Below are 25702 nucleotides of genomic sequence, written 5' to 3'. Positions count from 1 at the left end.
TGAGGGTGTCTTCGGTCCCCCAACCTGTCCGAGCTGGTTGCCACACATCACGCATCCGTCACAGGAGACAACGATGGGTCTTTCGGAAAATCGCAAGGCTTTATTGGTGGAAGGAAACCGAAAAGAGTACGGCAGGAGTTACGCCGCCCTTTCCTGGGTGACGCCGGAGCAGGCAGCCGCCGGGGAAGCCAGTCGCGACGCCCTCATGGAAAAAATCCACGGCCTGGGCGGAGAGATCCTCGCTTCAGGGACCAAGGTCGCTGCCCCGCCGCTCTCCCCGGGATGCCGGGCCTGCATGCAGGGGACATGGTCCTGTCTCTTTGTCAACGGCCGGTGCAACGGCAGGTGTTTTTGCTGCCCCACACCCCAGGATGAGGTGGGGATCCCCACCACCAACCACCTTGCCTTTGCCTCCCCGGAAGATTACGCCGCCTACGTGGATGCATTCGGCTTCTCCGGCATGAGCATCAGCGGGGGCGAGCCCTTCCTCACTTTTGAGCGGAGCCTGGCCCATATCCGGGCTGTGCGCGAGCACCTCGGCCCCAAGGTCCACATCTGGCTCTACACCAACGGCACGCGCGTGACCCGGGAAAAACTGAAAGCCCTGGCTCAGGCAGGGCTGGACGAAATCCGCTTTGACATCGGGGCCACCAACTACGCCCTGAAGAAAACCGCCATGGCCAAAGGCATCATCCCCACCGTCACCGTGGAGATCCCCATGGTCCCGGAGGAGACCTCCCGGCTGAAGAGTCTCCTGACCCCCATGGCCGCGGCCGGCGTCTCCCACCTCAACCTCCACCAGCTGCGCCTTACGCCCCACAACATCCGTCACCTGGCCCTTCGGGACTACACCTTTCTCCACGGCAGCCGGGTCACCGTGCTGGAATCGGAGCTGGGGGCCCTGGAGCTGGTGCGCCACGCCCTTGAACTGGGCCTTCCCATGGGGGTCAACTACTGCTCCTTTGTCTACAAGCAGCGCTTCCAGGGCGCCGCGGCCCGAATCCGTGCCGCCGAAGCCCTGTGTGCGCCGTGGGAGGCAGTGACGGCCAACGGATACATCCGAAACCTCACCATTACCGGGGCCAACAACACCGTGGGTTCTCTGGAGGCAAGCCTGGCCGACGCCGGTCATGGGGGAGCCTTTACGCGCACCCCCGACGGCCTTCACCTGCCTGCGCACCTTGCACCGCACACGCCCGATAAAAACACGACCTGCAGGGTCTCCTACGACGAGGCCGCCTTGAGCCCCATACCCTCCGGAGGGCCCGGGGAAAAAGAGATGCATTTCGGCTCATGCACGGTTTACGCCCAACGAACCCGCCGCAGTCCCTCGCTCATCCTGCCAGATAACGTCCCATGCCACGACCCCATGGACAGGATTCTCGAAGGCTGGGCCCCAGCCGCACCATTTGAGGCCATTCCCCAAGGGCTCCTTTCTTATTTTTAAAAAACAGCCTCCGGCGGCCCTGCCGGGAGCCAAACTTTTGAAAAGTTTGACAAACAGGTTTCATTTTTTTGGGGCGCATCGAAACCGTTCACTGCCCCTCTTATTTTTTCGTTTTACCGGAACGTTTTTGCGGAGCTTTTTTCAAAAAGCGACCCGCCGGAGGCAACTGAATTGTTACATGCGTTGGCCCTGAAGTGCCCTGCCAGGGGACTTGACACCCCTGGGTTCATCCCCTATGATTCGGCGCAATAACTACAATACCTTAAAAGGAGTAAAACATGAAAAAGGCGATTGTTGTAGGATGCGGCTCGTATCTGGATTCTGGCTACGGATGCCCCGGTGAATGGCGATGTCTAAAGGCAGGTGCCATGGGCGACGGCAAATTCGAAGAGCCCACCCAGATCATCGGGTTTGTGAAATGCGAATGCCCCGGACGTTCCGCAGCACCCAACGTCGGCATGACCATCAAGCTCTCCGGTGTCAAGCCCGACGCCATCTTCCTGAGCAGCTGTATGGTGGGCGCCAAGCCCGACTGCCCCTACTCCACCCCGGAAGAAAAAGCCAAGTTCATCGAAGAAAAAACCGGTGTTCCCGTCATCTTAGGCACCCACGATTACAAATAAGGGGTGTTTGAGGAGCCACACGGCAAGGCCCTTGTTCGGCCATGCTGCTTGTCCTCAGCCCCACCCGCCGCGCGCCCTTTGGCGTCGATGCCGCTTCCTGTCGGCCCTCGACATCGCCACAAGGGTGCGCCGCAGGTTCTGTATCTGCTGCCTTCCAGGCCGTCATGTTTCTTTTTACAGAAACACCTTCTCTGTGATATAACCCCATTTCAATCGACCTTTGACCTTACCCTTGGAGCGACATGATGAAAGAGGCCTACGACGAATTATTGAGCGTGCTCGCGGAAACCACCGACCTGGAAAAGGTGCGCGCCTTCCTTGACGACATCCTCACCCCCAAGGAGCGCTCGGATCTTGCCATGCGATGGCAGCTCATGGTGGAACTCCATCAGGGACAGACCCAGCGAAGCATCGCCAAACGCCACAACATCAGCCTCTGCAAGATCACCCGGGGCTCCAAGATCCTCAAGACCGAAGACTCCTTCACCGCCAACGCCCTCAAAAAACGCCACCCCAAAGAGTAGTCCACGCCTCCGGCAGACCTGCCGTGAACCATCATTTGCCGACTGTTATGCAATGTGCCTGGTTTGACGCATAGGACATGCTTTTGCGCGTGCCGCCATCTCGACTGTGGAGGCAGAGCCTCCGTGCGTCATTCCAAGGCAGAGCCTGGGAACGAAAGGTCCCCTGATACAGACTCGGTATTCAACACGGGCGAAGCCCGTCAGCAAATGCGCAGGGCGAGGAACGAGCCCCGGAGCATTTGCGAACCCGGGTTAGAGCCACTGGACGGATGAAAGGGGATAGGAGACGCGGACGGTGCGGCCCGGTTCCGGGAGCTGGTGGGGAGGACAGGAGAGGGTGAGGGGAAATCCGGCGCCGATGAGGGTAACCCGAGCGCCTGTCCGGCCTTTTTCCAGGGCGGTTTCCCGTACCTCGGCGTCGAACCCGGCTTCGTGATCCCCCTCTTCCGCCCCCATGCGAAGGCACCGCTCGGGGATGGCGGCCACGGCATCGTCCGACGGGGGTTCGGGAAGGGCAATGGCCCCTTGCCCGGTGCCTGCGGCCCACGAACCGGAGGCGGGGTCTTTTGCAAAGGGACCGAAAAGGAGAAGGCCCATCTTTTCGGTGACACGCCGCCCCCGAAAGAAAAAGAGGACTTCGTCGCTGACGCTGTCGAGCCAGGCCGCATCGTGGCTGGTGAGGATCACGGTTTTTCCGGGCTGGGCGGCAAAGGCGAGGATGGCCTGATGGATGAGAAAGGAGCTGGCGGCGTCCACGCTGGCCGTGGGCTCGTCTAGGATCAGCACCTCAGGATCCAGGACCAGGCGGGCTGCAAGGGCCACCCTCTGGGCTTCGCCCCCGGAGAGTTCGTGTCGCCTGCGCCGGGAAAAGGCATCAAAATCCAGGCCCACCCGGGCAAGGGCAAGGCCCACCTTGTCGGCCACGTCCGTGGTCTCTTTTTTTAAGGAAAGGCCGTAGCGCACGTTGTCAAAGACGCTGCGGTCCAGCAGAAAGGGGGTCTGGGGCATGAGGGTCACGCGGTGGCGGACTGCCGGGGAAAAGGGGTGTTCTTCCCGACCTTCAAAAAGGACCCGACCTTCATCGGGTCGCTCCACAAAGGCCAGAAGGCTCAGAAGGGTGCTCTTGCCGCTGCCGTTGGGCCCGGCAATGCCCGTGACCCGGCCTGCGGGAATGGTAAACGAACACCGATCCAGGGCCCTGGACGCACCGAAACACCGGGACACCTCTTCCAGCTGATACAAAGGGCGATCCATGCCTACCTCCTGAAAACCGACACGCTGACGTTCACCACCAAAGCGATGCTGAGCAGCACCAGTCCCAGGGCGATGCCCTCGGCAAACATGCCCTTGCCCGTTTCCAGGGCAATGGCCGTGGTGATGGTGCGGGTGTGCCATTTGATGTTTCCCCCCACCATCATGGAGATCCCCACCTCGGTCATCACCCGTCCCATGGCCGTCATGGCTGCGGCCACGATGCCGTAGCGCACTTCCCACAGGGTGGTGAAGAAGAGCTGGCGCTTGTCGGCCCCCAGAGAGACCAGGGTGAGCCGCATGCCGTTGTCCAGATTGTCCAGAGTTGCCGCAGTGAGGGCGGTAATGACAGGAAGGGCCAGAATGGTCTGGCCCACGGAGATGGCGGGAATCGTGAAAAGAAGGCCCAACCCGCCCAACGGCCCCCGATTGGAGAGGAACGCATATACCAGCAAGCCGATGAAGACTGTCGGAAGGGCCAACATTGTATCCACGATGGTGCGCGCCGTTTTTTTTCCCCGGAACTCACAGTATCCGAGGAAAAACCCGGCGGGCACCCCGATGAAAAGGGACATGCCCATGGAGAGAAAGGCTGCCTTGAGGGTGGTGGTGACCGCCGAAAGGGTCTGGGGGTCTGCCTGAATCAGCAGCACCAGGGCCCGATAAAAACCGTCAACGAGAAAATCCACCGCCCCTCCTTGGTCCTGGCCTTATTGGGCGTTGGGGGTAAACAGCGCCATGCCCAGCAGGCGGAAATCGGCGATGAGCTTCTGGGCCCTGTCGCCTGCCATCCACGCGGAGAAGGCCTCGGCCAGCTCCTTTTGGGCATCTGGGCAGTTGCTGCTATTGAGGATCAGCACACTGTACTGATTCTTCAAAATAGCCCCGCCTTCCACGAGAACCTTCAAGGGCGGGTTGCCGCCGTTCTTGTGGCTGTACTTGATGTAGGTGCCGCGGTCGGTCATGGTGTAACCACCGCGCTCTGCGGTGATGTTAAGAGACGCCAGCATGCCCTGGCCGGTCTGGACGTACCAGGCTTCCTTTTCGGGAAGGGGGCCGCCCGCCGCTTTCCAGAGCAGTTTCTCTTTTTTGTTGGTGCCGGAGTTGTCCCCACGGCTCACAAAGGTCTTGCCTTTGGTGCGGATGGTGGCAAGGGCCTTTTCCACGGCCATGCCCTTCACCTTGGCAGGGTCGGCTTCGGGGCCGACGATGACAAAGTCGTTGAACATGATCTCTTTGCGGGACTCGGCGTAGCCGTCTTTGATGTACTTCTTCTCGGCAGGGGGCGCATGGACGAGGAGCACATCCACGTCACAGTTCATGCCCAGCTTCAGGGCCTTGCCCGTTCCAACAGAGGTCCACTTGAGCTCGATGCCAGTGTCCTTGGTAAACTCCGGGGCCAGGTAGTCCAGGAGTCCGGTGTTGTCGGTGCTGGTGGTGGTGGCCATCATAAGCGCCTTGGCCTGAACACTTCCCGCCACGGCAATGGCCGCCACAAGGGCCATCATCGTGGTCATAAATCGTCTCTTCATCATGGTAAATCCCATCCCTTGTTGCATCTGGTTGTTCATGTCACGGACCGTCGGGAAACCGCATCAGCCCGCTCCCCTCAATATCGTATCCGGTTAAGCCCTGTTTCAACTCGTTGAGAGAGCTCTCCCGAAGCAGGGCCAAAAAGCCCTGAACCCTTCGATCAAAATAGAACTCACGCAGCACAAGCAGGTCGAACCGCTCCCGTCGCAGGGGATAAAAGCCAAGCCCCAAAAGATCTGCCACGGTCCGGATGCCCGGTCCGGCGTCGGCCCGGCCGGAGAGCACGGCCAGCCCCACGTCCATGTGGCGGGAAACCTCCTCGCCATAGCCGTCGAGGCTCCCGGCCTCAATGCCGCAGGCCTTGAGTTCCCGATCGAAAAGAAGCCGGGTACCTGTTCCCAAAGGACGGTTCACAATGCGAACCCCGGGCGCCGAAAGGTCTGCCACGCCGGAAAAATCGGTCCAGCCCGGGCGGTACACGATGCCCTGCTCCCGGTGGCAGAAGTTGATCACCACCGGCTGACGCTCCAGCTCCCGACCGGCAAACTCAAAGTTGTAGTCCTGGTCATCGGTGGATACGAGGTGGCTGGAGGCGATATGGCACATGCCGCTCTTAAGGGCCTGGATGCCCCCCATGCTGCCCACGTTGCCGAAAACCGCCAGCTCTCCCCGGCTGCTCTTGTTGTACTGTGAAAGCACCCGGTCCAGAAGCAGGTCGTTGCTCCCGGCCACCACCAAGGGGCCGCTGCCGCCGTTGTGGATGTGGGCGGCATCCGGGTAGTTGATGGTGCTGTTCTCCACCCACTGCTCCACCAGGTATCGAGGGAAAAGCCACTTTCCCGTGACCTTGGACGCGGGCAGGCCTTTGTCCGAAATCAGCTGATACACCATCTTCTCGTTGACACCGAGAAAATCGGCCACCTCCCTGGTGGTAAGAAGGTCTTTTCCACGACCCCTGTTTTTCATCCATCCCCCTTGAAACAATGCATTTCAGCGTTTCAGAGTTACCCATCCCATCCATTTCTTGTCAACTCATTTTGAAGAGACGCACCAAGAATAACCCAGAATGACCTATAATGACAACCAGCCCCCATATTGTCCCTTTTCCGCCGGTTTTTCCAAAACCTCATTTCATGTTTCACGCCGCCCCGCCCCTTGCCAAAACAAAATTTGTCTTTATATTTTGGTGAATACACTTCGGCGTCATCCCTTTCAGCGCCCCAAAGGCCAGAAAGAAAGCAGACCGACGTCCCGCAATCCGCACCGCCAGCCATTGCGGGCCAAGGTACCGGGCGCAGGGGCGATGTTTCCGAGCCCGAATATTTCATTCTCATCAAGGAGTCTTCCATGGGCAACCAGATCAAAACCACGATGCTCTTAACGGTCTTAACCCTTCTTATTGTCATGGCAGGACGTGTCATCGGCGGCCAGGCTGGCATGGTCATCGCCCTGGTCCTGGCCGGGGGCATGAACTTCTTCTCCTACTTCTACTCGGACAAGATGGTCCTTAAAATGTACAAGGCCAGGGAGGTGAGCCGAACCGAAGCGCCCAAACTCTACGCCATGGTCGAAGAGCTTGCAGGTCGCGCAGGGCTTCCCATGCCCAGGGTGTGCATCATCCCCCAGCAGGCCCCCAACGCCTTTGCCACGGGCCGCAACCCGGAACACGGGGTGGTGGCCGTCACCCAGGGCCTTCTGGACCTCATGGGGCCCGAAGAGGTCAAGGGCGTCCTGGCCCATGAGCTGGGCCACATCAAGAACCGCGACATCCTCGTGGGGACCGTGGCCGCCACCCTGGCCGGTGCTATCATGACCCTTGCGTCCATGGCCCGCTGGGCCGCCATCTTCGGCGGAGGGCGCAGTGATGAAGAAGGAGGCTCCGGCATCTTCGGCCTCATCGCCATGAGCATCATCGCCCCCATGGCCGCCATGCTGGTCCAGATGGCCATCTCCAGGTCCCGGGAGTACCTGGCCGACGCCACCGCCGCCCAGCTCACCGGCAACCCCGAAGGCCTGGCAGGCGCCCTTGAAAAACTGGGGGCCGCCTCCAGCCGCATCCCCATGGACGCGGAACCGGCAACGGCCCACATGTTCATCACCAACCCTCTGTCGGGCCGCAGCCTGGCCAACCTCTTCTCCACCCACCCCCCCATTGAAGAGCGGGTGGCCAAGCTCCGAGGCACGCGTCCCCGTCCCACGGGCGGCAGCCCCAAGGGCCCTTCCGGCCCCGCCAACCCCTGGGATAGCATCCGGGGAAAGTAAAAAAGAAGCCTCTGGCGGCGAGGTGGAGCCACCTCGAAAGCTGATTGCCCTTGTGCTTTGTCCTTCGTTCCTCAGGAAAAAGCGCAAGGGCCGGCGGCCTTTTGGGGCGGTGTCATCAAAAACACCCCGGTGACCGATACGATGACGAAGGCCACTACGCCCCCTTCACCACTCACCATTCACTACACCCTATTCACCATCCCCTACTCCCTGTTTGCGTCCCCCTCCAAGATTTTATAAAATCCTTTCAAATTCCTGTTTTATCCCTCCCTGATTTGGTGTATACAAAGCTGCCTCCCCATGGAACATCTGTCGTTTTCCAAACACGGGGATCTGTTTGCCCGGCTGCCGGAGCCCGAAGTGTCCCGGCGTGCCCATGCGTAGTATTCTGAATCAAGGAAGCAAGCCCCGTGGACCTCTCTTTATTCATCAACGACGCCCTGAAGATCTTCTTTATCTTCACCCCCTTTTTCGTTCTCTCCGCCTTCATCTCCATGACTCAGGAGATGGAAGAGAAGGAGAAAAAATGCCTGGCACTGCGGGTGACCTTCGGCATCATCGTCATCTCTTTCTGCGTCTTTCTCTTCGGGAAATACCTCTTTGCCCTCTTCGGCATCACCCTGGATGCCTTCCGCATCGGGGCAGGCAGCATCCTCTTCCTTTCGGGGGTCTCCATGGTAGGAGGCAGCTCCAACATCAAGAGCGCCGGGGAGGGCAACGACATCGCCATCGTGCCTCTGGCCCTGCCCATCACCGTCGGTCCCGGGGGGATCGGGGTCCTGCTCCTCTTCGGCGCAGAAGCCACCACCCTTCCGGCCAAACTGGAGATCGGTGCGGCCATCCTCACGGCCTCAGGCTTTGTGGGTTCCATGCTCTTCTTCGCGCCCCTGGTGGTTAAAGCCGTGGGCAAGCAGGGCGTGGTCATCCTCTCCAAGGTCACGGGCCTGATGATTTCGGCCATCTCCGCCCAGATCATCTTCACCGGCATCCGGAATTTTCTGTTGCTTTAAACGAAAAGCCCCCGGCATCCCTGCCGGGGGCCAAGCGTTTGCCAGACCTGTAATGCGTAAAGATTACCCGTTCATAGGGTTTCATAACCGTTACGACTTTTCGGCGGTGCGCAAGCGCACCCTACCAGCCTCATGTAATATCCGGGCTATACCGGTGGCAACGCGTCATCCCCACAGAAGCTGAGTCGTCTTGATATGAATCGATCCGCCTTCTATCCCCTATCCCCTTGCCAGCCGCCCTCAAAATCGGCAGGATAGAAGCCATGACAGCCTCAAACGAAAACCCCAGAGCCTAAGGGACCGCCCATGATCCCCCTGAGAGATACCCTCACCTCCCGCACCCTGCCGGTGGTGAACACCACCCTTATTGTCATCAACCTCCTGGTCTTTCTGCAGACGTTGTCGCAACCAGCCCACTTTTACCATATTTACGGACTTATCCCGGCGCGCTACACCACCCCTGCGGCCTGGGAGTACTTTGGCGTGGCGGGCCAGATGACGGCCCTGGTCTCTTTCATGTTTCTCCACGGCGGCTGGCTGCACCTTCTCGGCAACATGCTCAGCCTTTACATCTTCGGGGACAACGTGGAAGACCGGCTGGGCCATGTACGCTACCTTCTCTTCTATCTGGGCGGGGGTGTCGTCTCCGGGCTCTCCCACATGCTTTTGAATCCGGGCTCCACCGTGCCCACCATCGGGGCCAGCGGTGCCGTGGCAGCGGTCATGGGGGCTTATTTCCTCCTCTACCCCCGGGCCAAGGTCCTGACCCTGGTGCCCCTGTTCTTCATCCCCCTTTTCTTTGAAATTCCGGCTTTCATCTTTCTCGGAATCTGGTTTCTCATGCAGTTCTTCAACGCCACCGGCGGCAGTGCCAGCGCCATTGCCTGGTGGGCGCACATCGGCGGGTTTCTCTGCGGCATGGCCTTTGTTCTGGTCACGGGAGCCCGCAAGGCGCCCACCAAACCACACAGGTTCCAGGCCGTCCGGTCACGGTCCCCGCGCCTGCAGATCATCCATGTCCGCGTGGACCAGGGAGGCTTCAACCTCACCGGGCGCCTTGCCATCACGCCCAAAGAGGCGCGCAAAGGGGCGGTCAAGCGCATCAACCTCTTCCGCTTCGGCAAGGGCCGCCTCATCAAGATCACCGTGCCACCCGGTGTCGAACCGGGCAAACGGCTTCGTTTAAAGGGCCTGGGGCTTCCCCACCCCAACGGCTCACGGGGCGATCTTTTCCTCACCATTGCCATGGATTGATGGAGCCGAAATCATCGGACAACGGCCGGTGCCGTTGTCCGATCCCCCTGCCTTTTCTTGGTCTTAGCCCAAAGAGATCGCGTCCCCCTTTGTATTGACATTCCCGAACAATACTCATACTATTTTCCTTCCCACGGTTTTTTTTACAGGCATTACTGCATCTTCAAAAATAACATAGTTCATGTGCGCCACCATAGTATCAAGGCAGGATCCGCGGGCTTCGAGCCCCATGGAGACATTGAAACAGCAAGGGGGGATATGGGTTATGACAAGCAACACAACGTACCATGACAACACCTCCGCCTGTGTGGAAGAAGTCATCCGCACCGTCGGAAACGAGATTATCTTCGGCATGCCTCTGGCCTTGGGAAAACCGGCCCTTTTTGTCAACGAACTCTACCGACACGCCAAAAGAAACCCGCAGATCAAGCTGACCATCCTCACCGCCCTGGCCCTGGAAAAACCCGAAGGAGCCAGCGACCTTGAAAAACGCCTGTTAGGTCCCCTTGTGGAGCGCATCTTCGGCGGATGCCCGGAGTTTGACTACATGAAAGACTTCCGGGCCGGAACCATGCCCGAAAACATCAAGCTCTACGAGTTCTTCAACAAAGCCGGGGGGTACATGGGCAGCCCCGAAGCCCAGCAGAACCACCTCAACTCCAACTACACCCACGTCATCCGGGACGGCATCAATTTCGGCATCAACGTCTACGGCCAGATGCTCTCCGTGCGGGACGGCAACGGATCGGGCCCCCAGTACTCCATGGGCTGCAACACCGACATCAGCTTAGAGTGCATTGCGGCCCTGAAAAACCAGCGGGCCAAGGGCAAAAAAGTGGCGGTGGTGGGCGAGGTCAACACCAACCTCCCCTTCATGTACGGAGACGCCGTGGTCCCGGCTGCGGACTACGACTTCATCTTAAACAACGACAACACCTCCTACGAACTGTTCGGCCCGCCCAAGGAGTCGGTCTCCGACGTGGACCACCTCATCGGGCTCCATGTGAGCGCCCTGGTCAAGGACGGGGGGACCATCCAGGTGGGTATCGGCTCTTTGGGGGACGCCATCGTCTCCGGCCTGCAGCTTCGCCACACCGACAATGCCAGGTACAACACCATCATTGAAAAGGCCGGGATCACGGCCGCCTACGGCGACCTGATCCAGAAGGTGGGAGGCACCGACACCTTTGCCCAAGGGCTCTACGGCTCTTCCGAGATGTTTGTGGACGCCTTTATGGAGCTCTACAAAAGCGGCATCCTCAAGCGAAAGGTCTTTGAGAGCGAGCCCCTCATGGAGCTGATCAACGAAAAACGCCTGGACTGCGAGGCTCTCCCGGAGAACCTGTTTGACCTTCTCGTCGAAAAAGAGGCTGTGCAGGAAAAACTCAGGGAAAAGGATGTCCGGTTCCTCACCGCCTTCGGCCTTCTCAAAGAGGGGGTGACCTGGAGAGACGGCACACTCTACGACGGGGAGACCGCCTATGAAACCGACCTGTCCGTACCGAAAAACCTCCAGGCCATCAAAGCGATCCGCGGAGAAAAGCTCAACGGGGGCAGCGTGATTTTAGGGGCCTTTTTCATTGGTCCGCGCAGTTTCTACAAGGCCCTCAACACCATGGACGAAGAGGAGAGAAAGCTCTTTGGCATGTCCGGGGTGGACAAGGTGAACCAGCTCTACGGCGACGAAAAGCTCCGCAGCCTCCAGAGAAAGGACGGCCGCTTCATCAACACCGCCATGATGATCAGCATCTTCGGCTCCGTTGTCTCCGACGCCCTGGATGACGGACGGGTGGTGAGCGGCATCGGGGGGCAGTACAACTTTGTCTCCATGGCCCATGCCCTTCCCGACGGCCGTCTCATCATGATGGTCCGCAGCACCCGGGGAAGCGCAGACAACCCACAGTCCAACATCGTGTTCAACTACGGCCACTGCTCCGTGCCCAAGCACCTTCGGGACATCGTGGTGACCGAATACGGCATCGCCGACGTCCGGGGCTTGCCCGACAAGGATGTCATCCTGGAACTCATCAAGATCGCCGACTCCCGCTTCCAGGGCGACCTTTTGGCCCGGGCCAAAAAAACCGGCAAGGTGCCCTCTCACTACGAGATCCCCGAAGCCTATCGTCACAACACCCCGGAAAAGGTTTCTGCCTTTCTGGCCCCGTACAAAAAAGAGGGGCTCTTTCAGGTCTTTCCCTTTGGCACGGACTTTACCGACGAAGAGGTGGTCTTAGGCGGTGCCTTGCGGGCCTTCAAGGCCAAGGCCGGCAAAAACAAGCTCGGCGTGGCCATGTCCCTGGCCAGTGAATTCTTTAAACCCGTGCCCGCTGGGGCCGAGCCCTACCTGGACCGCATGGCCCTTAAAACCCCGGCGGTCTTCAAGGAGAGGCTCCTCCAGAAAGTGGTGATCTCCGCCCTGAAAGCCAACGGACGGATCGCCGGGTAACCCGTCATCCCGAAACAGGGCCTGCACCCCGTCCGGGGGGCAGGCCCCTGCATCCCCATGGCCGTTGCAGGGAGTACCGGCGCCCCTGATTTATTCTGTTGAGATTCAATACAATATATCGCATACTTCACAGGTCGGGTCCTGGAACCCGACCCTTGTGCCCAAGGATGCCCGTATGCACACGATGATCCGCACCGACTCACCCCACGTCACCCGACAAGGCACGTTCCTCATCAGCTACAGCATATGGGAGCCCAACCCAGCGACGCACTCATCGGTTCCCGCAACATCACCCAACGACGCACAGCCAAACGGCACCCGGACCCGTTCACCGGGGCCGCCGTCCCACATGAGGGAAGCCATGACCGTTCGGAAAAAAAACCGACGACACCCTTATGCCAAGCCGCATCGCAAACGAGAGCGAAAGCCCGTTGTGACGCCCGCCCAGATCTGCATTGTGGCCATCCTCACCACCGCCCTTTTTGCCGGTGGGGCCATTTTCCTCAAGATCACCAGCGCCTCGGCCTTCAATATCACCACCCAGCACGACCTTCAGCTCTTTGCAGACTTCCAGAAATTTCATTTCTCCATGAACGGCACCTGCATCGGCGACCAGGGGGAGTCCATTCGCAACGACGGCCTGCCCTCCACCATCGACCTGACCGACTACACCCTCTCCAAGGGGGTCTCCATCACCATCGTTGCAGGATCACCCGAGGACCCGTACAATCCCAACAATCCGTTCACCATGCAGGCCAAGCACAAACGTGCCGCAACCGTTTACGAATACAGCTTTGCAACCGACACAATCATCGAAAGGTAGAGCCGTCATGTCCAAGGATCATGAACGCAAGCTGAGAAACTATGTCATCAACCGCTCCCTTCAGCTCCGCCTGATCTTTGTCAGCCTGGGGTACATGGCCATCACCCTTGCCGTGACCCTCGCCTTTACCCTCCTGCCTGTTCTCCACGCCATGTTCGACGCCTCCGACCCCAACGCCCAGTACGAAGCCGCCCAGGTCTTTCTCCTGCTGGCCCAGCGCCTCGTGCCCGCCGTGCTGGTTCTCTTCCTCTTTTTTTTCGTCCACCTGGTAATCATGACCCACCGCATCTGCGGCCCCCTGGTCAACTTTACCCGCACCTTTGAATCCATAGCAGAAGGCAACCTCTCACGTCGCATCCGGCTTCGGGAACGGGACTATCTCCGGGACGAAGCAGACATGGTCAACGAGGCCCTGGACTCCTTGACAGACCAGCTCACCGCCCTCCGGCAAGAAAACCTCGCCCTTGCCGAAAGCCTGGAAAAGGCCTCCCACAACCCTGAGATGCTCACCGAAGCGCGCCGCAGAAACGATCGCATCGACGAGCTGCTCAGCACCTTTCATCCGTAGCCGGCCTCAGCCTCGCCCATCCATCCCTGCACGCAACAAAGGGTTTCAAGGTGCCCCACCTTGCCGCCGAAGGCTTGCTTTTTCCCCACGTTAACCATAGACGGCTCTTTTGAACCGAACGGTTGCAAAGGGAGAAACCCACGCCTACAGGGTTAACGCATTTAGATTTTGGCCTCCGGAGGCCAAACTTTTGAAAAGTTTGACAAACAGATTTTGTTTTTTGAAGGTGCGTTACTTCAGAGCATAGGCCCTCTTCTTTTTCAATTTATCAAATCACTTATCTCCACCCCCTGCGGGGCTGGAGATAAGCGCTTTGATTACCGGAACGTTTTTGCGGAGCTTTTTTCAAAAAGCGACCCGCCGGAGGCAACTGATTTTTTAAATGCATTGGCCCTGCCCACGCCTCGCCGTGGCCTTGATTTTACATGGCATTGTCATTAAAGTGTCCCTGCCGAAGCCGGGGTAATAGTGGAAACCCCCGGAGGATTTATCACCCGTGGAGAGCAGGAGACGCATGGAATCACAGGCGTTTAAAAAAGAGGTGGAACGGGCCTTACGGAGCCTGGGCCGCACCATGATCAGGGACCGCCACCCCTTGCGGCGGGACCTGAAGAAACTCGAACGCATCAACACCCCGGACGAGAAAGCCATGGGAAGGCTTACCGCCCTCCGGGAGCGCCTTGCAGCGTCCATGGACGAGCGCAACCGCCGTCGCCAGAACCCGCCTGCCCTCAACTACAACCCGGACCTTCCGGTCACCGCCCGAAGAGAAGAGATCGTCGAGACCATCAAGAAGCACCAGGTGGTGATCATCTCCGGGGAGACCGGCTCGGGCAAGACCACCCAGATCCCCAAATTCTGCGTGGAGGCAGGGCGCGGCACTGGCGGGCTCATCGCCGTGACCCAGCCCCGGCGTATTGCTGCTGTCTCCGTGGCCAACCGCCTGGCCGAAGAGATGGGCGAAGAGCCCGGCAACAGCGTGGGTTACAAGATCCGCTTCCACGAAACCGGGGACAAAGACGGCACCATCCGCCTCATGACCGACGGGATCCTCCTGGCCGAGGCCCAGGGAGACCCCTTCCTCTCCACCTACGACACCATCATCGTGGACGAGGCCCACGAACGCAGCCTGAACATCGACTTTATCCTCGGCATTTTGCGCACCCTGGTGAAAAAACGGCGGGACCTGAAGGTCATTGTGACGTCGGCCACCATTGACACGGAGAAATTCTCCAAGGCCTTTTCCGGGGCCCCCATCATTGAGGTGTCCGGCCGCACCTTCCCCGTGGAGGTGATCCACCAGCCCCTGGAATCCAAAGACGACAGCTACGTGGAGGCCGCGGTCACCGCCCTGGATCAGCTCGTGGCCCTGGGCCCCTACGGGGATGTCCTCATCTTCATGCCCACGGAGGCCGACATCAAAGAGGCCTGCGACATGATCGAGGGTAGGCGCCACAAGGCCATGACCGTGCTGCCCCTGTATGCGCGCCTCTCCGCCCACGACCAGAAAAAGGTCTTCCAGAGCGCCTTCGGCCGCAAGGTGATTGTCTCCACCAACGTGGCCGAGACCTCCATCACCATTCCGGGCATCAAGTACGTCATCGACACGGGCGTGGCCCGAATCCCACGATACTCCCCCCGCACACGCACCACCAGCCTGCCGGTGATGGAGATCTCCAGATCCAGCGCCGACCAGCGAAAAGGACGCTGCGGCCGTGTGGAAAACGGGGTGTGCGTCCGCCTCTACGACGAGGCATCCTTGGAGAGCCGCCCCCTGTTCACCCTGCCGGAGATCCTGCGGGCAAACCTGGCCGAGGTTATCCTGCGCATGCTTTCCTTGAAACTCGGCCGAGTGGAGACCTTCCCCTTTGTGGATCCCCCCTCTCCCCAGAGCATTGCCGACGGCTTCCAGACCCTTCTGGAGCTCGGGGCCATCCAGGAGACAAAGGGCCGAAACGGGGAGGTGCGCCATGCCCTCACCCGCACCGGCCGCATCATGGCCTCCATCCCCGTGGACCCCAAGCTCTCCCGCATCCTCATCGACGCCTCGGCCAACGGCTGCCTCGAAGAGGTTCTGGTCATCATCTCGGCCCTGACCATCCGGGACCCCAGGGAGCGCCCCGACGGCAAAGAGGCCCAGGCCGACCAGAAACACGCGGCCTTCAAAGACCCCAGCTCCGACTTCGTGACCCTGCTCAACATCTGGAAGCGGTTCAAGGAGCACATGGGGGGCACCAAAAAAATGAGCGCCATGAAGGCCTTCTGCAAGGAGAACTACGTCTCCTTCCTGCGCATGCGCGAGTGGATCGACATCCACGGCCAACTCTCCCGCATTGCAAAGGAGTTCTCCCCGGGCGTCACCCAAAAATCCACCCGACCGGCTGAGCCCCAAAAGGGGAAAAAAGCGACCTTCGGAGCCGAGTACACCGCCATCCACAAATCCATCCTGGCCGGTTACCTCTCCAGCATCGCCACCTGCAAGGAGAAAAACCGCTACAACGCCACCAAGGGGCGTGAGGTGATGATCTTTCCGGGGTCGGGGCTCTTCAACAAAGGGGGGCAATGGATCGTGGCATCGGAGATGGTGGAGACCTCCCGGCTCTTTGCCCGGAACGTCGCCCGCATCGACTCGGACTGGCTGGAGGAACTGGGGGGAGACCTTGTGAAGCGCACCTTCTCCAACCCCCGCTGGGAAAAGAAGATGGGCGCGGTGGTGGCCGACGAGCAGGTCACCCTCTTCGGCCTGATCATCGTCGCAGACCGCAAGGTCCTTTTTGGGCCCACCGATCCCGAAGAGGCCACCCGTCTTTTCATCCGCAGCGCCCTGGTGGAAGGGGATCTGGAGGTGCCCAAGGGCAACCGGCATTTTACCTTTTTAGAACACAACCGGGCCCTCATCGACGACGTGCGGGAGGTGGAAGACCGCATCCGAAGGCGGGACATCCTCATCAGTGAAGAAGACCTTTTCTCCTTTTACGCGGACAAAATCACCAACACCTGGGACATCCGCACCTTCTCACGGCACCTCAAGGTGGCCGGGGGAGACGCCCACCTGATGATGGACCCCGAAGCCATCGCCCGGTACACCCCGGAGGAAGAGGAGCTGGCGGCCTTTCCCAAGGGCATCACCGTGGGAGGCGGCACCTTTTCCCTCTCCTACGCCTTTGAGCCGGGAAAAGAGAAAGACGGCGTCACCCTCACCGTTCCGGCCCACTCGGCCAAAGCCCTCTCCAAAGAGGCCCTGGACTGGGTGGTGCCCGGCCTCATGCCCGAAAAGATCGAGGCCATGATCAAGGCCCTGCCCAAGGAGCACCGCAAGCGACTGGTGCCCGTCTCCGACACCGTGGCCGTCATCGCCCGGGAGATGGAAGAGCTCGACACCCTGAAACAGGGAGCCTTTCCCACCCGCCCCCTCATCACCGCCCTGGGCTCCTTCATTGCCAGGCGGTTCGGGGTTCGCATTCCCCCCAACGCCTGGCAGGCCGGGGCCGTGCCCGATCACCTCAAGGTGCGCATCGCCGTCACCGGCGCCAAGGGCAAGGAGCTGGCCGCGTCCCGGGACAAATCCGTCCTCCTCACCCCGGCAGCCGAAGCCGTGGCCCCCAAAGACGACGCCTTCAGAAAGCTGAGCCGAACCTGGGAGAAAACCGGCCTCACCGAATGGCCCATGGACGAGATCCCAGCCTCCGTCCCCGCGCCCGGAGGCCTTTTTGCCTACCCGGCCCTGACCGTACGCAAAGGCTCCGTGGACCTTGTCCTCCACCGCCACGACAAGGAGGCCCTGCGCCTCCACAGAAAAGGGGTATCGGCCCTCACAGCCCTGCGCCTGGCCAAAGAGGTCAGAAGCCTCTCCAAAGACCTGAAACTCACCGGAGAGGCAAAAAAACGCGCCGCTTATTTCGGAGGGGACGCCCCCCTAACCACGGCCCTGGCCGCCAAGACCACGGAGCTGCTCTTTGCAGCAGACATCCGCACCCGCGCTGCCTTCGAGGCCCACGTCAACGAGGTGTCCAAAAAACTCTACGCCACGGGAACCAAACTCCTGGCCGCGGTGGAGGCCATCCTCACCGAGTACCACGCCACCAGCAGCCTCATCTACACCGAGGAACTCCGGCGCTCCAAGACCCCGGCGGGCCAGCTCTTAACCGGCATGATGCGAAACGAGCTGGACCTTCTGGTCCCCAAAAACTTCATCGACCTCTACGGCCCCAGCCGCCTCACCCAGCTGGAACGCCACATCCGGGCCATCGCCCTGCGCGCCAAGCGCGCCTTTGACGCCCCGGAAAAAGACCGCGTCAAAGCCCGGGAGGTGGCTCCCTTTGTCCAGGCCATGAACAGCCTGGTGGCCTCCCTCAACCCCGACTCCTCCGAAGAGAAAAAAGAGGCCATCGAGGCCCTCTTCTGGTCCATCGAAGAGTTCAAGATCTCAATCTACGCCCAGGAGATCGGCACCCGGGAAAAGGTCTCGGCCAAGCGACTCAACAAATGGATCCGGGAGATCGAGGTAATGATCTGACGGTTCCCGAGGTATAGCCCCCCAGAAAAAAAGGCGCGAAGGCCATGCCTTCGCGCCTCCCCCTGACATTATTCCCTCAAGGGAAACGCCCCATTGACCGTTATATGATAAAACACCGTTCCCGCATCCCCGCGGGAACATCCGAGGATACCGCACGGTGCGGTGTCGTCCCTTTAAGTTGACCACCCCATCATTTCCAAGCAGGACAAACTGATGATTTTTCGTTTTATCGTGGCCCTGGCGTTTTTCACGGCCACCCTTTTCGTGACACAACCGGCAGGGGCCGCAGGCGATCATATCACCCATGTGGCCAAAGGAATCTCCCTTCACAAACCCACCTGGATCATGCCCGCCACCTGGTCCAATGAATACAACGGAGACGAAACCGAAGCGGTCTTTCAGATCAGCGTCAAAAAGCGGATCATGGACACCGGGCTCTACGTAGCCTACACCCAGAAATCCTTCTGGCAGGCCTACAACACGGACGAGTCCAGCCCTTTTCGGGAGACCAACTACAACCCTGAAGTCTTCTACCGCTTTGAACCCGGCAACGACCTGTTCCAGTCCCTGGGAAGCCAGAACCTGGGTCTGGACATCGGCTTCGAGCACGAGTCCAACGGCCGCTCCATGCCCGAGTCCCGAAGCTGGAACCGCGCCTACCTCACCCCGTACTACGCCGACGGAAACCTGCTTGTGGCCCTAAAGCTCTGGTACATTACAGAGGACAGCGAAGACGTACCGGAAGACGGAAAGAGCGGAAGCAACAACCCGGACATCGCCGATTACATGGGATACGGAGAGCTCAACCTCACATACCAGACCTACGGGGACCAGCTCTTCAACCTCATGGGCCGATGCAACCCGGCAACGGGCAAAGGGGCCGCGAGCCTCACCTGGAGCATTCCCATCACCGACGGCGGGGCCTTCTTCATGGTCCAGGGATTCCATGGATACGGGGACAGCCTCATCGACTACAACCGGTCCGTCTCCCGCGTGGGTGTGGGCATCATGCTCTCCCGGTAAGCCCTCCGGCTCCTGTGGCGTCAAGGTATTCATGGCGTGGCCCCCACCCAAAACATTGTACACATCACGTGAAGCCTTTTCACAAATCAGCCTTTCATGCTAACGTACGGCGCTGATATGCAAGCAGCACGCTTCTCACCGGGGCCTTCCGCGCGGAGGCCCTCAGACCCATGCGAGCTTTGAAAAGGTAACCCCCATGCGCCCACGTGCTTTTCTCCTCCTCCTGCTCCTTGCGGGGCTTGTGTTTTCAACACCCGCCCGCGCCTTTGACTACACCATCACCGACATGGCCCAGGGCATCTCCCGGCACAAGGCCACCTGGATCATGCCCTTCACCTGGTCCGATGCCTACCACAGCGAACACAGCGAACTCGTCTTTCAGTTCAGCCTCAAAAAACAGATCATGAACACCGGGTTCCACGTGGCCTACACACAGAAATCCTTCTGGCAGGCTTACAACACAGACGACTCTTCCCCCTTTCGGGAGACCAACTACAACCCGGAGATCTTCTACCGGTTCCTGCCGGGCAGCCCCCTTCACCAATTGTTGGGAAACGGCCCCCTTATCAACAAGATGGGGGCGGACCTCGGCTTCGAGCACGAATCCAACGGCCAGGACATGCCCGACTCCCGAAGCTGGAACCGCTTTTACGTCACCCCCTTCTACGCCGACGGCAACCTCCTTGCCTGGCTGAAGCTCTGGTACATCACCGAAGACAGCAAAGACGTCTCCTCAGACGGCTCCGAAGGAAGCAACAACCCGGACATTGCAGACTTCATGGGCTACAGTGAGTTCAACATCAAGTATCAGTTCGCCAAAGAGCAGCTCATCCACCTCATGGCCCGGGGCAACCTGCGGGAAGGCAAAGGGGCCGCAAGCCTCACCTGGAGCATCCCCGTCACCGAAGGGGGCGTTTTCTTTATGATCCAGGGCTTCCACGGGTACGGAGACAGCCTCATCGACTACAACCGCGAGATCACCCGCGTGGGAGCGGGTTTTATGCTCTGCAGATAAGCATGATTATTTACGCTGATATAGAGTGGGAATACGCTGAATACGAGGGATATTACGACAGCTTCCGGGTCGTCTCGGCAACGGATGAATCCGGCAACGAGCTCGCCCAGCACCTGGCACCGGACCGCCGCTTCACGAGCCTCCACGAATTGCGGGATGCCCTCGCCTTGATCCTGGGGCTCTCCTCCGATGACATCATCCTCGACGGGGTGTAGCATATTTTTCAATAACGATTCAGTTATGCCTCCGGCAGGAATGCTGGAGGCATGCTTCTTCATTGTTTTCTTCAACCGCCCTGTTTCACGCCCAGGGTTATTTTGTACAGCACGGTAAGGACCAGAAGACCGATGGCCGTAATACCCGCCGAGATCATCAGCTCCGTAAAGGAGGGCACATACTCGGTGACATGGTGGAGGGGAGACGGGATAAAGCCCCCCGCGATCATGCCGAGGCCCTTGTCGATCCAGATGCCCACAAAAGCGCTGAGGCAGGCCACAGCAAGGATCGTCTCGTTGTTTCTGGTCACAGGGGGAACAAGCAAAAGCGCGGCCGCCCCCATGAGAAGCAGGGAAACCCGCATCCAGGGAACGAGGACCCCGTGGCCGTGGAGCCCCACGTAGAGGTACTTCAGGTGGGCCATGTGCTCGGGAATCCGGGAGTAAAACGCCACAAACACCTCGCACCCCAGGAAAAAGAGGTTGGCCACCATGCCGTAGGCGGTGATGACGGCAAGGGTCTTGATCGCCTTCTGGCCGGGATCGAAATCCGAGACCTTTCGAATAACAAAGCAAAGAAGGATCAAAAGGGCCGGACCCGCCGCAAAGGCCGATGCCAGAAACCGGGGAGCCAGGATGGCCGTCAGCCAGAATCCCCGGCCGGGAAGGCCGCAGTAGATAAAGGCCGTCATGGTGTGGATGGCAAAGGCCATGGGAATGGAAAGATACACCAGCACTTTCACCCAGGGGGCCGGTGCCACCCCGTTACGTTCGGCCTCAAGGACATTCCACCCGATGATGATGTTCATGAGAAGGTAAGCCATCAGCACGTTGCCGTCCCAGAAGAGCATGGACGACGGCGTGGCGTTGAGGAAAATATTCAGGGCCCGGAAGGGCTGCCCCAAATGAATGAGCAGGTAGAGAAAACACATCACAATGGAGGCCACGGCCAGAAATTCCCCCAGCACCGTGATCCGCCCGAAGGCCTTGTAGTCATGGAGGTAATACGGAAGCACCAGCATCACCCCCCCTGCCGCAACCCCCACCAGAAAGGTCATCTGGGCCGTGTAAAATCCCCAGGAGACATCCCGGCTCTGGCCCGTGATCATCAGCCCGTGTTCAAGCTGCTGCCCGTAACACAACGCCCCCAGCACCAGCACCGCCAAAAGCCCCGCAATCCACGCCCAATACCCTTTTCCACCCTTAATCGCCAACTCAAGCATACGCCCTCCGCATAGAAAAAAATCCAAGTCATCAAACATCTGTCGGGAGGGAGTATACAAATCGCAAGTTAAACAGGAATAAAGCAGCAGTAAAAAACCAGGGGAAAGCGTGCCTCCGGCGGCCAAGGGCTGAGCCCTTGGAACCCAGGTTCGCAAATGCTCCGGGGCTCGTTCCTCGCCCTGCGCATTTGCTGACGGGCTGCGCCCGTTCTGAATGCCAAAGGAAGGGGCACAACCCTGTATCAGGGCCCCCCTCATTGCCATACGAGCTCAGGTAGGGTGCGCTTGCGCACCGCCGAAGAACCTTAACTGCCATAAAACCCTATGTACGGGTGGTCTTCATGCAGCATTGACATAGCAAAATGCGTCGGTGTTCCGAGCACATGGTGCGCAAGCACACCCTACGCCATGTGTCCATGATGCAGCTGTCCCGAATAGTTCATGAGAAAACGGCAATACCAAGCCAAAAAATATGGGTGCACTCGACTCGTGAACTGTTCGCTCGATGCTTCTCACCGACAAGGCAGAGCCTTAACGATTAGAAACCAATAAGCTGCTCGTACAACGCCATGGTTTTTTCGTGCAGGGGGCATCCCAGGGCCTGCATGTGGGTACAGCAGGCTGTGTAGGCGGTCACCACCCCGGCGTTGTTGCCCATGAGGGCATTAAGGCGCATAACGGTGCGGTAGACGGGTTCGGCATGGGGATCGAGCCCCAGGTAGGTTTCGGCGCAGGCAAGGGCTTTGGCGGGGTGGTCTGCCATGTCCGGGTGATCCATGATCCGAATAAGCAGGGCAAGGTACCGGGTTGTCAGGGAGTCGCGCTCCGGCTGGCACCAGGCGTCAAAGGGGTACTCTTCCAGGAGAGGGCCTTTCCAGCAGGCTTCGGCGGCAAGGAGGTCCTTAAGGGGGGCGTCCTTTTCGTTGTCCAGGGCCTCCAGGTGATCCAGAAACACCTCCACGTCGATGATTCCCCCATCGCCCAGGTCGAGCCGATAGGCGTCCTGCTGCTTCACAAGATAGGACGAGGCCCCTTTGGCGGTGCGGTGGGGCTCCAGGGTGGCGCGCAGGGAACTCATGGCCACGTTGAAGCGTTTGGCGGTCTTTTCCGCATCCTCTTCGGGCCAGAGGAGTTCGGTGAGGGTCTCCCGATGGACAAAGCCCGCGCGCCGCTTTACCGCCAAGGCCTGTAGAATTGTCAGGGCCTTGATGCTGGTCCAGGCCTCGGAAGGGATTGCCTCCCCCCCAACACTGACCACAAACGGCCCCAGAAGAGAGAGAGTCAAAGGGGGCGCGGTAGGGGAGGGCATAAGGGCCATCAACGCTTTTGCGCTGCCTTTGGTCGCAGAGTCCCTGCCCCTGGCAAGAACGGCCAGCCCATCTGTTGCGGGAGCACCCATGGCCTTGAGGAGACGCACCACCAGCTCTGTCCGGCAGCCTTTTGCATAACATCGGGCCAGAAGGGGCACGAGCTGCTTCGGTTCACCGGTCATCCGGTGGGCAAGTCCCTTGTCTGCGGCAAGGTGAAGGGCGCGCTCGAAAGCGACCTGAGCCTCTTCCCCCCGTGAGGCTGCCAGGTGGCACCTTGTCTCCAGAAGATAAAGGGCAAGGAGATGATGGGCGGCGGGCCGAACCTTGTCTCTGCTCTCCTCAAGAATGCTCAGGGCTCTTTGCGGGTTCCCCTCTCCCAGGGCCAGCCCGGCCTGACCGATGCCCAGAATGCCCTCGGTGACGGTGAGACCGTAACCTTTGATGAGCCCTGCGGCGGTCTCCAGGCTTGCCCGGGCAGACTCGACATCGCCCCGCGCCAGGCTGATCTCGTGGAAAAAGTCGTGGGTGCTGGCCATGCCCCACCTGTTCTCCGGACACTCAAAGATGGCAAGACCCTTTCGCGCCAGGGACTCGGCCCTGTCAAGGGCTCCCAACCCCAGGCAATTCTGGGCCCAGGCCACATAAACCCATCCCTTCTGACTGTCGTTAAGGTCAATGGCCTCGGAGGCTGCGATGCCCTGCTCCGCATAGGCGCACCCGTCATCAAAGGCCCCCATGAAAAAGCAGCACACAGAAAGCTGGTAGTAGGTCAGGGGCAGGCAAAAATCCAGCCCATGCTCCCCGGCCCGTTGAAGGGAGCGGCGGCTCACCTCCAGGGAAGCCTTGAACTCCCCTGCGTAGTAAAGACGGTAGGCCAGGGAGGTTTCCACGATGGTGAGGTTTGCGGACCGGTCGGGTTCGTCCAGAAGCGAGATGGCATCCATGGCCTCCCGGGTGTAGGCGTCCGAGGCTTCCATATCCCCCAGCACTGCGGCAAAAAAGATAAGGAAGGTCATGGTAAAGGCGTAGGTCTCGGAGTGGGGGTCCTGGCCCCCCACAATCTGCTCCAGCAGGAGCCTGGCTTCACGCACGTTGCCGGTGTAGTAATAGAGAAACCCCAGGTTCGACAGGCACTTCATCTCGTTGGGGCCGTCATGGACATCGCGAAAAAGAACCAGGGCCCGCCTCAACAGGGCGATGGCCTCCCGGGGCATGCCCGCACAGGACAGGAGCTTTGCCTCGATGGTCAGAAGATGGGGGGTCCGATTGCGGTAGGCCGACGGGAACGCCTCCAGGCACGCCCTTAAGGAACGAACCTTGCCCTGGATGATGAACCGCCCCTCCAGGGCTTCCACAACCCGGGCTGCCTTGTCGTACCACTGCCCGTCCAGGTAGTGGTTCAGGGCTTCCAGGGGCGTGTCCGTCTCCATGGCTTCGCCCGCCGCAAGGTGGAGGGCGCCAATGGCCTCGCCGTCCACCTGTTCGGAGAGCTTTTCCAGCAAAAAATCCCGAAGCAGGTGGTGGTACTGAAAGGACCTGCGGCCTGGGTCCAGGGAAAAGGTAAGCAGGTGGCGGTCTTCGAGGGCTCGAAGGCGCGCCAGGGAGTCGTCAATGCCCAGGACGGCATCGCACAGCCCGGGATCTAAGGTTGCAAGCAGAGAGCTCTTCACCAGAAAATCCTGTTCGTCGGGCTCCAGCGTCTCGAACACGTTCTCCTCCAGGTAGGAAAAAACGTAGCCCTGGGATCCTTTGAGCTCCAGGAGCCTGCCCTCCACCCCGCGGTCCCCCGCATCCTGCAGAGAACATCGAAACAGCATGAGACTGGCGGCCCATCCCCCGCTTTTCTCACGCAGATGTCCCACGGCATCCCGTGAAAGGGACATGCCGAACACCCGGGAAAAAAGCGCGCCGATCTCCTCCTCGGTGAAGGCAAGCTCCCGCTCACCGATCTCACGAAGCCCCCCTGCCACCCGAAGCCTCGACAGGCGAAGGGGCGGGGCCGTGCGGCTGATGACAACCACATGCATCAAGGGAGGAAGTCTCTCCAGGAGAAAATCCAGAGCCCCGTTGACCTCGGCGCTCTCGCCCACCAGGTTGTAGTCATCCAGCACAATGACGGTCTCGGTGGCGACCATCTCTTCAAGGCCTTTGGCAAAGGCCAAAAGAAACGCTTCGCGCTCCTCCCGGGAGACCGAGACCCTCTCCGGGACAGCCGGAAGCACCCCGCCATACCCGGCACAAAGCCCTTCGATCCCGCTGATGAGATACCCCATGAACACCGACAGGTCCCGGTCAAAGGCATCCAGCCGGTACCAGACGGTCTGAGCCCCGCCTTGCCCTAAGGCCCGGGCCACCAGGGTACTCTTGCCGTAACCGGCCCCGGCCACCACCGTCGTAATTTTTCGTTGGAAGAGCTCACCGAAGCATGCATGGAGCCGTCCCCGGTCGAGGAGGCCCTGCGGGTGAGGCGCAAGGAGCTTGGAGTGAAGGATGTCTGCCATCTTGGGGAAACCCTGTCGAAGACGTTGCCCATAAAAAAACGTTTGCCTTTGGCAATCTATACCAGAAACCCGGGCAAGGGCCAGCCAAGATTTTGCAGGGTGCGGCTTCCACCAAAGGATCCCTTGATCTTCCCCGGGCACCGAATTACACTAAGGGT

Annotated in this window: 19 protein-coding genes; 13 read left to right on the top strand and 6 right to left on the bottom strand. The window is 59.8% G+C overall.

Translation table 11 applies throughout. The features are described from left to right. The first annotated feature begins 73 nt into the window (after positions 1 to 73). The 3 genes from ACOYW0_RS14685 to ACOYW0_RS14675 all read left to right on the top strand — a co-directional run bounded on the left by ACOYW0_RS14685 (position 74) and on the right by ACOYW0_RS14675 (position 2594). Positions 74 to 1447, top strand: a complete 1374-nt coding sequence (locus ACOYW0_RS14685) for a radical SAM protein (protein WP_482414603.1) — start codon at positions 74 to 76, stop codon at positions 1445 to 1447. A gap of 278 nt (positions 1448 to 1725) precedes the next feature. Continuing rightward, positions 1726 to 2070 carry a CGGC domain-containing protein gene (locus ACOYW0_RS14680; protein ID WP_482414602.1) on the top strand — a complete coding sequence of 115 codons (345 nt, stop codon included), beginning with the start codon at positions 1726 to 1728 and terminating at the stop codon, positions 2068 to 2070. 242 nt (positions 2071 to 2312) lie between these two features. Further along, positions 2313 to 2594, top strand: coding sequence for a Trp family transcriptional regulator (locus tag ACOYW0_RS14675; protein ID WP_246317699.1), 282 nt, complete (start codon positions 2313 to 2315; stop codon positions 2592 to 2594). A gap of 252 nt (positions 2595 to 2846) precedes the next feature. Here the strand turns inward: ACOYW0_RS14675 and ACOYW0_RS14670 are convergent, their stop codons facing one another. The 4 genes from ACOYW0_RS14670 to ACOYW0_RS14655 are packed head-to-tail and all read right to left on the bottom strand — an operon-like array spanning position 2847 to position 6344. Continuing rightward, positions 2847 to 3848, bottom strand: a complete 1002-nt coding sequence (locus tag ACOYW0_RS14670; RefSeq protein WP_482414601.1) for an ABC transporter ATP-binding protein — start codon at positions 3846 to 3848, stop codon at positions 2847 to 2849. A 2-nt stretch (positions 3849 to 3850) separates the two neighbouring features. Continuing rightward, positions 3851 to 4534 (bottom strand): ABC transporter permease, encoded by a 684-nt coding sequence (locus tag ACOYW0_RS14665; RefSeq protein ID WP_180137287.1) that lies wholly within the window; start codon positions 4532 to 4534, stop codon positions 3851 to 3853. A gap of 21 nt (positions 4535 to 4555) precedes the next feature. Continuing rightward, positions 4556 to 5362, bottom strand: coding sequence for an ABC transporter substrate-binding protein (locus ACOYW0_RS14660; RefSeq protein ID WP_246317700.1), 807 nt, complete (start codon positions 5360 to 5362; stop codon positions 4556 to 4558). 55 nt (positions 5363 to 5417) lie between these two features. Then, positions 5418 to 6344 carry a substrate-binding domain-containing protein gene (locus ACOYW0_RS14655; RefSeq protein ID WP_482414600.1) on the bottom strand — a complete coding sequence of 309 codons (927 nt, stop codon included), beginning with the start codon at positions 6342 to 6344 and terminating at the stop codon, positions 5418 to 5420. 381 nt (positions 6345 to 6725) lie between these two features. On the opposite strand from ACOYW0_RS14655, the gene htpX reads away from it, so the two are divergent. From htpX to ACOYW0_RS14605, 10 genes are all read left to right on the top strand, one after another. Next, positions 6726 to 7640, top strand: a complete 915-nt coding sequence (gene htpX / locus ACOYW0_RS14650) for a zinc metalloprotease HtpX (protein ID WP_482414599.1) — start codon at positions 6726 to 6728, stop codon at positions 7638 to 7640. Positions 7641 to 8050: 410 nt separating this feature from the next. Beyond that, positions 8051 to 8650 carry a MarC family protein gene (locus ACOYW0_RS14645; RefSeq protein WP_180137290.1) on the top strand — a complete coding sequence of 200 codons (600 nt, stop codon included), beginning with the start codon at positions 8051 to 8053 and terminating at the stop codon, positions 8648 to 8650. Positions 8651 to 8956: 306 nt separating this feature from the next. After that, positions 8957 to 9904, top strand: coding sequence for a rhomboid family intramembrane serine protease (locus tag ACOYW0_RS14640; RefSeq protein WP_482414598.1), 948 nt, complete (start codon positions 8957 to 8959; stop codon positions 9902 to 9904). 265 nt (positions 9905 to 10169) lie between these two features. Further along, positions 10170 to 12350 (top strand): acetyl-CoA hydrolase/transferase C-terminal domain-containing protein, encoded by a 2181-nt coding sequence (locus tag ACOYW0_RS14635; RefSeq protein WP_482414597.1) that lies wholly within the window; start codon positions 10170 to 10172, stop codon positions 12348 to 12350. A 361-nt stretch (positions 12351 to 12711) separates the two neighbouring features. Beyond that, positions 12712 to 13173, top strand: coding sequence for a hypothetical protein (locus ACOYW0_RS14630; protein ID WP_482414596.1), 462 nt, complete (start codon positions 12712 to 12714; stop codon positions 13171 to 13173). 7 nt (positions 13174 to 13180) lie between these two features. After that, entirely contained in the window at positions 13181 to 13741 is a 561-nt protein-coding gene (locus ACOYW0_RS14625; protein WP_482414595.1) for a hypothetical protein, read from the top strand. A 514-nt stretch (positions 13742 to 14255) separates the two neighbouring features. Further along, a complete protein-coding gene (gene hrpA / locus ACOYW0_RS14620; protein ID WP_482414594.1) occupies positions 14256 to 18257 on the top strand; it encodes an ATP-dependent RNA helicase HrpA in 4002 nt (1333 codons plus the stop codon). Between the two features lie 213 nt (positions 18258 to 18470). After that, entirely contained in the window at positions 18471 to 19280 is an 810-nt protein-coding gene (locus ACOYW0_RS14615) for a phospholipase A (protein WP_482414593.1), read from the top strand. 196 nt (positions 19281 to 19476) lie between these two features. Continuing rightward, positions 19477 to 20295, top strand: coding sequence for a phospholipase A (locus ACOYW0_RS14610; RefSeq protein WP_482414592.1), 819 nt, complete (start codon positions 19477 to 19479; stop codon positions 20293 to 20295). Positions 20296 to 20297: 2 nt separating this feature from the next. Continuing rightward, positions 20298 to 20510 carry a hypothetical protein gene (locus tag ACOYW0_RS14605; protein ID WP_152004962.1) on the top strand — a complete coding sequence of 71 codons (213 nt, stop codon included), beginning with the start codon at positions 20298 to 20300 and terminating at the stop codon, positions 20508 to 20510. Positions 20511 to 20581: 71 nt separating this feature from the next. Here ACOYW0_RS14605 and dsrP read toward each other — a convergent pair whose 3' ends face one another. Continuing rightward, the gene (gene dsrP, locus ACOYW0_RS14600) at positions 20582 to 21733 is read right to left on the bottom strand and encodes a sulfate reduction electron transfer complex DsrMKJOP subunit DsrP (protein ID WP_482414591.1); all 1152 of its coding nucleotides are present in this window, start codon (positions 21731 to 21733) and stop codon (positions 20582 to 20584) included. A gap of 538 nt (positions 21734 to 22271) precedes the next feature. Continuing rightward, positions 22272 to 25544, bottom strand: a complete 3273-nt coding sequence (locus ACOYW0_RS14595; protein ID WP_482414590.1) for an AfsR/SARP family transcriptional regulator — start codon at positions 25542 to 25544, stop codon at positions 22272 to 22274. Positions 25545 to 25702: the final 158 nt, after the last annotated feature.

This window comes from Desulfoluna sp. HI9BLuna (assembly GCF_056829775.1).
This window is presented reverse-complemented; position numbering and strand designations above follow the sequence as displayed.

Excerpts from the sequence above, each read along its gene's own strand:
- ACOYW0_RS14625 (WP_482414595.1), top strand. The coding sequence starts at position 13,181 with ATGTCCAAGGATCATGAACGCAAGCTGAGAAACTATGTCATCAACCGC.
- hrpA (WP_482414594.1), top strand. The coding sequence starts at position 14,256 with ATGGAATCACAGGCGTTTAAAAAAGAGGTGGAACGGGCCTTACGGAGC.
- ACOYW0_RS14655 (WP_482414600.1), bottom strand. The coding sequence starts at position 6,344 with ATGAAAAACAGGGGTCGTGGAAAAGACCTTCTTACCACCAGGGAGGTG.
- ACOYW0_RS14635 (WP_482414597.1), top strand. The coding sequence starts at position 10,170 with ATGACAAGCAACACAACGTACCATGACAACACCTCCGCCTGTGTGGAA.
- ACOYW0_RS14615 (WP_482414593.1), top strand. The coding sequence starts at position 18,471 with ATGATTTTTCGTTTTATCGTGGCCCTGGCGTTTTTCACGGCCACCCTT.
- ACOYW0_RS14640 (WP_482414598.1), top strand. The coding sequence starts at position 8,957 with ATGATCCCCCTGAGAGATACCCTCACCTCCCGCACCCTGCCGGTGGTG.
- ACOYW0_RS14685 (WP_482414603.1), top strand. The coding sequence starts at position 74 with ATGGGTCTTTCGGAAAATCGCAAGGCTTTATTGGTGGAAGGAAACCGA.
- dsrP (WP_482414591.1), bottom strand. The coding sequence starts at position 21,733 with ATGCTTGAGTTGGCGATTAAGGGTGGAAAAGGGTATTGGGCGTGGATT.
- ACOYW0_RS14605 (WP_152004962.1), top strand. The coding sequence starts at position 20,298 with ATGATTATTTACGCTGATATAGAGTGGGAATACGCTGAATACGAGGGA.
- ACOYW0_RS14610 (WP_482414592.1), top strand. The coding sequence starts at position 19,477 with ATGCGCCCACGTGCTTTTCTCCTCCTCCTGCTCCTTGCGGGGCTTGTG.
- ACOYW0_RS14660 (WP_246317700.1), bottom strand. The coding sequence starts at position 5,362 with ATGACCACGATGATGGCCCTTGTGGCGGCCATTGCCGTGGCGGGAAGT.
- htpX (WP_482414599.1), top strand. The coding sequence starts at position 6,726 with ATGGGCAACCAGATCAAAACCACGATGCTCTTAACGGTCTTAACCCTT.
- ACOYW0_RS14670 (WP_482414601.1), bottom strand. The coding sequence starts at position 3,848 with ATGGATCGCCCTTTGTATCAGCTGGAAGAGGTGTCCCGGTGTTTCGGT.
- ACOYW0_RS14630 (WP_482414596.1), top strand. The coding sequence starts at position 12,712 with ATGACCGTTCGGAAAAAAAACCGACGACACCCTTATGCCAAGCCGCAT.
- ACOYW0_RS14680 (WP_482414602.1), top strand. The coding sequence starts at position 1,726 with ATGAAAAAGGCGATTGTTGTAGGATGCGGCTCGTATCTGGATTCTGGC.
- ACOYW0_RS14595 (WP_482414590.1), bottom strand. The coding sequence starts at position 25,544 with ATGGCAGACATCCTTCACTCCAAGCTCCTTGCGCCTCACCCGCAGGGC.
- ACOYW0_RS14675 (WP_246317699.1), top strand. The coding sequence starts at position 2,313 with ATGATGAAAGAGGCCTACGACGAATTATTGAGCGTGCTCGCGGAAACC.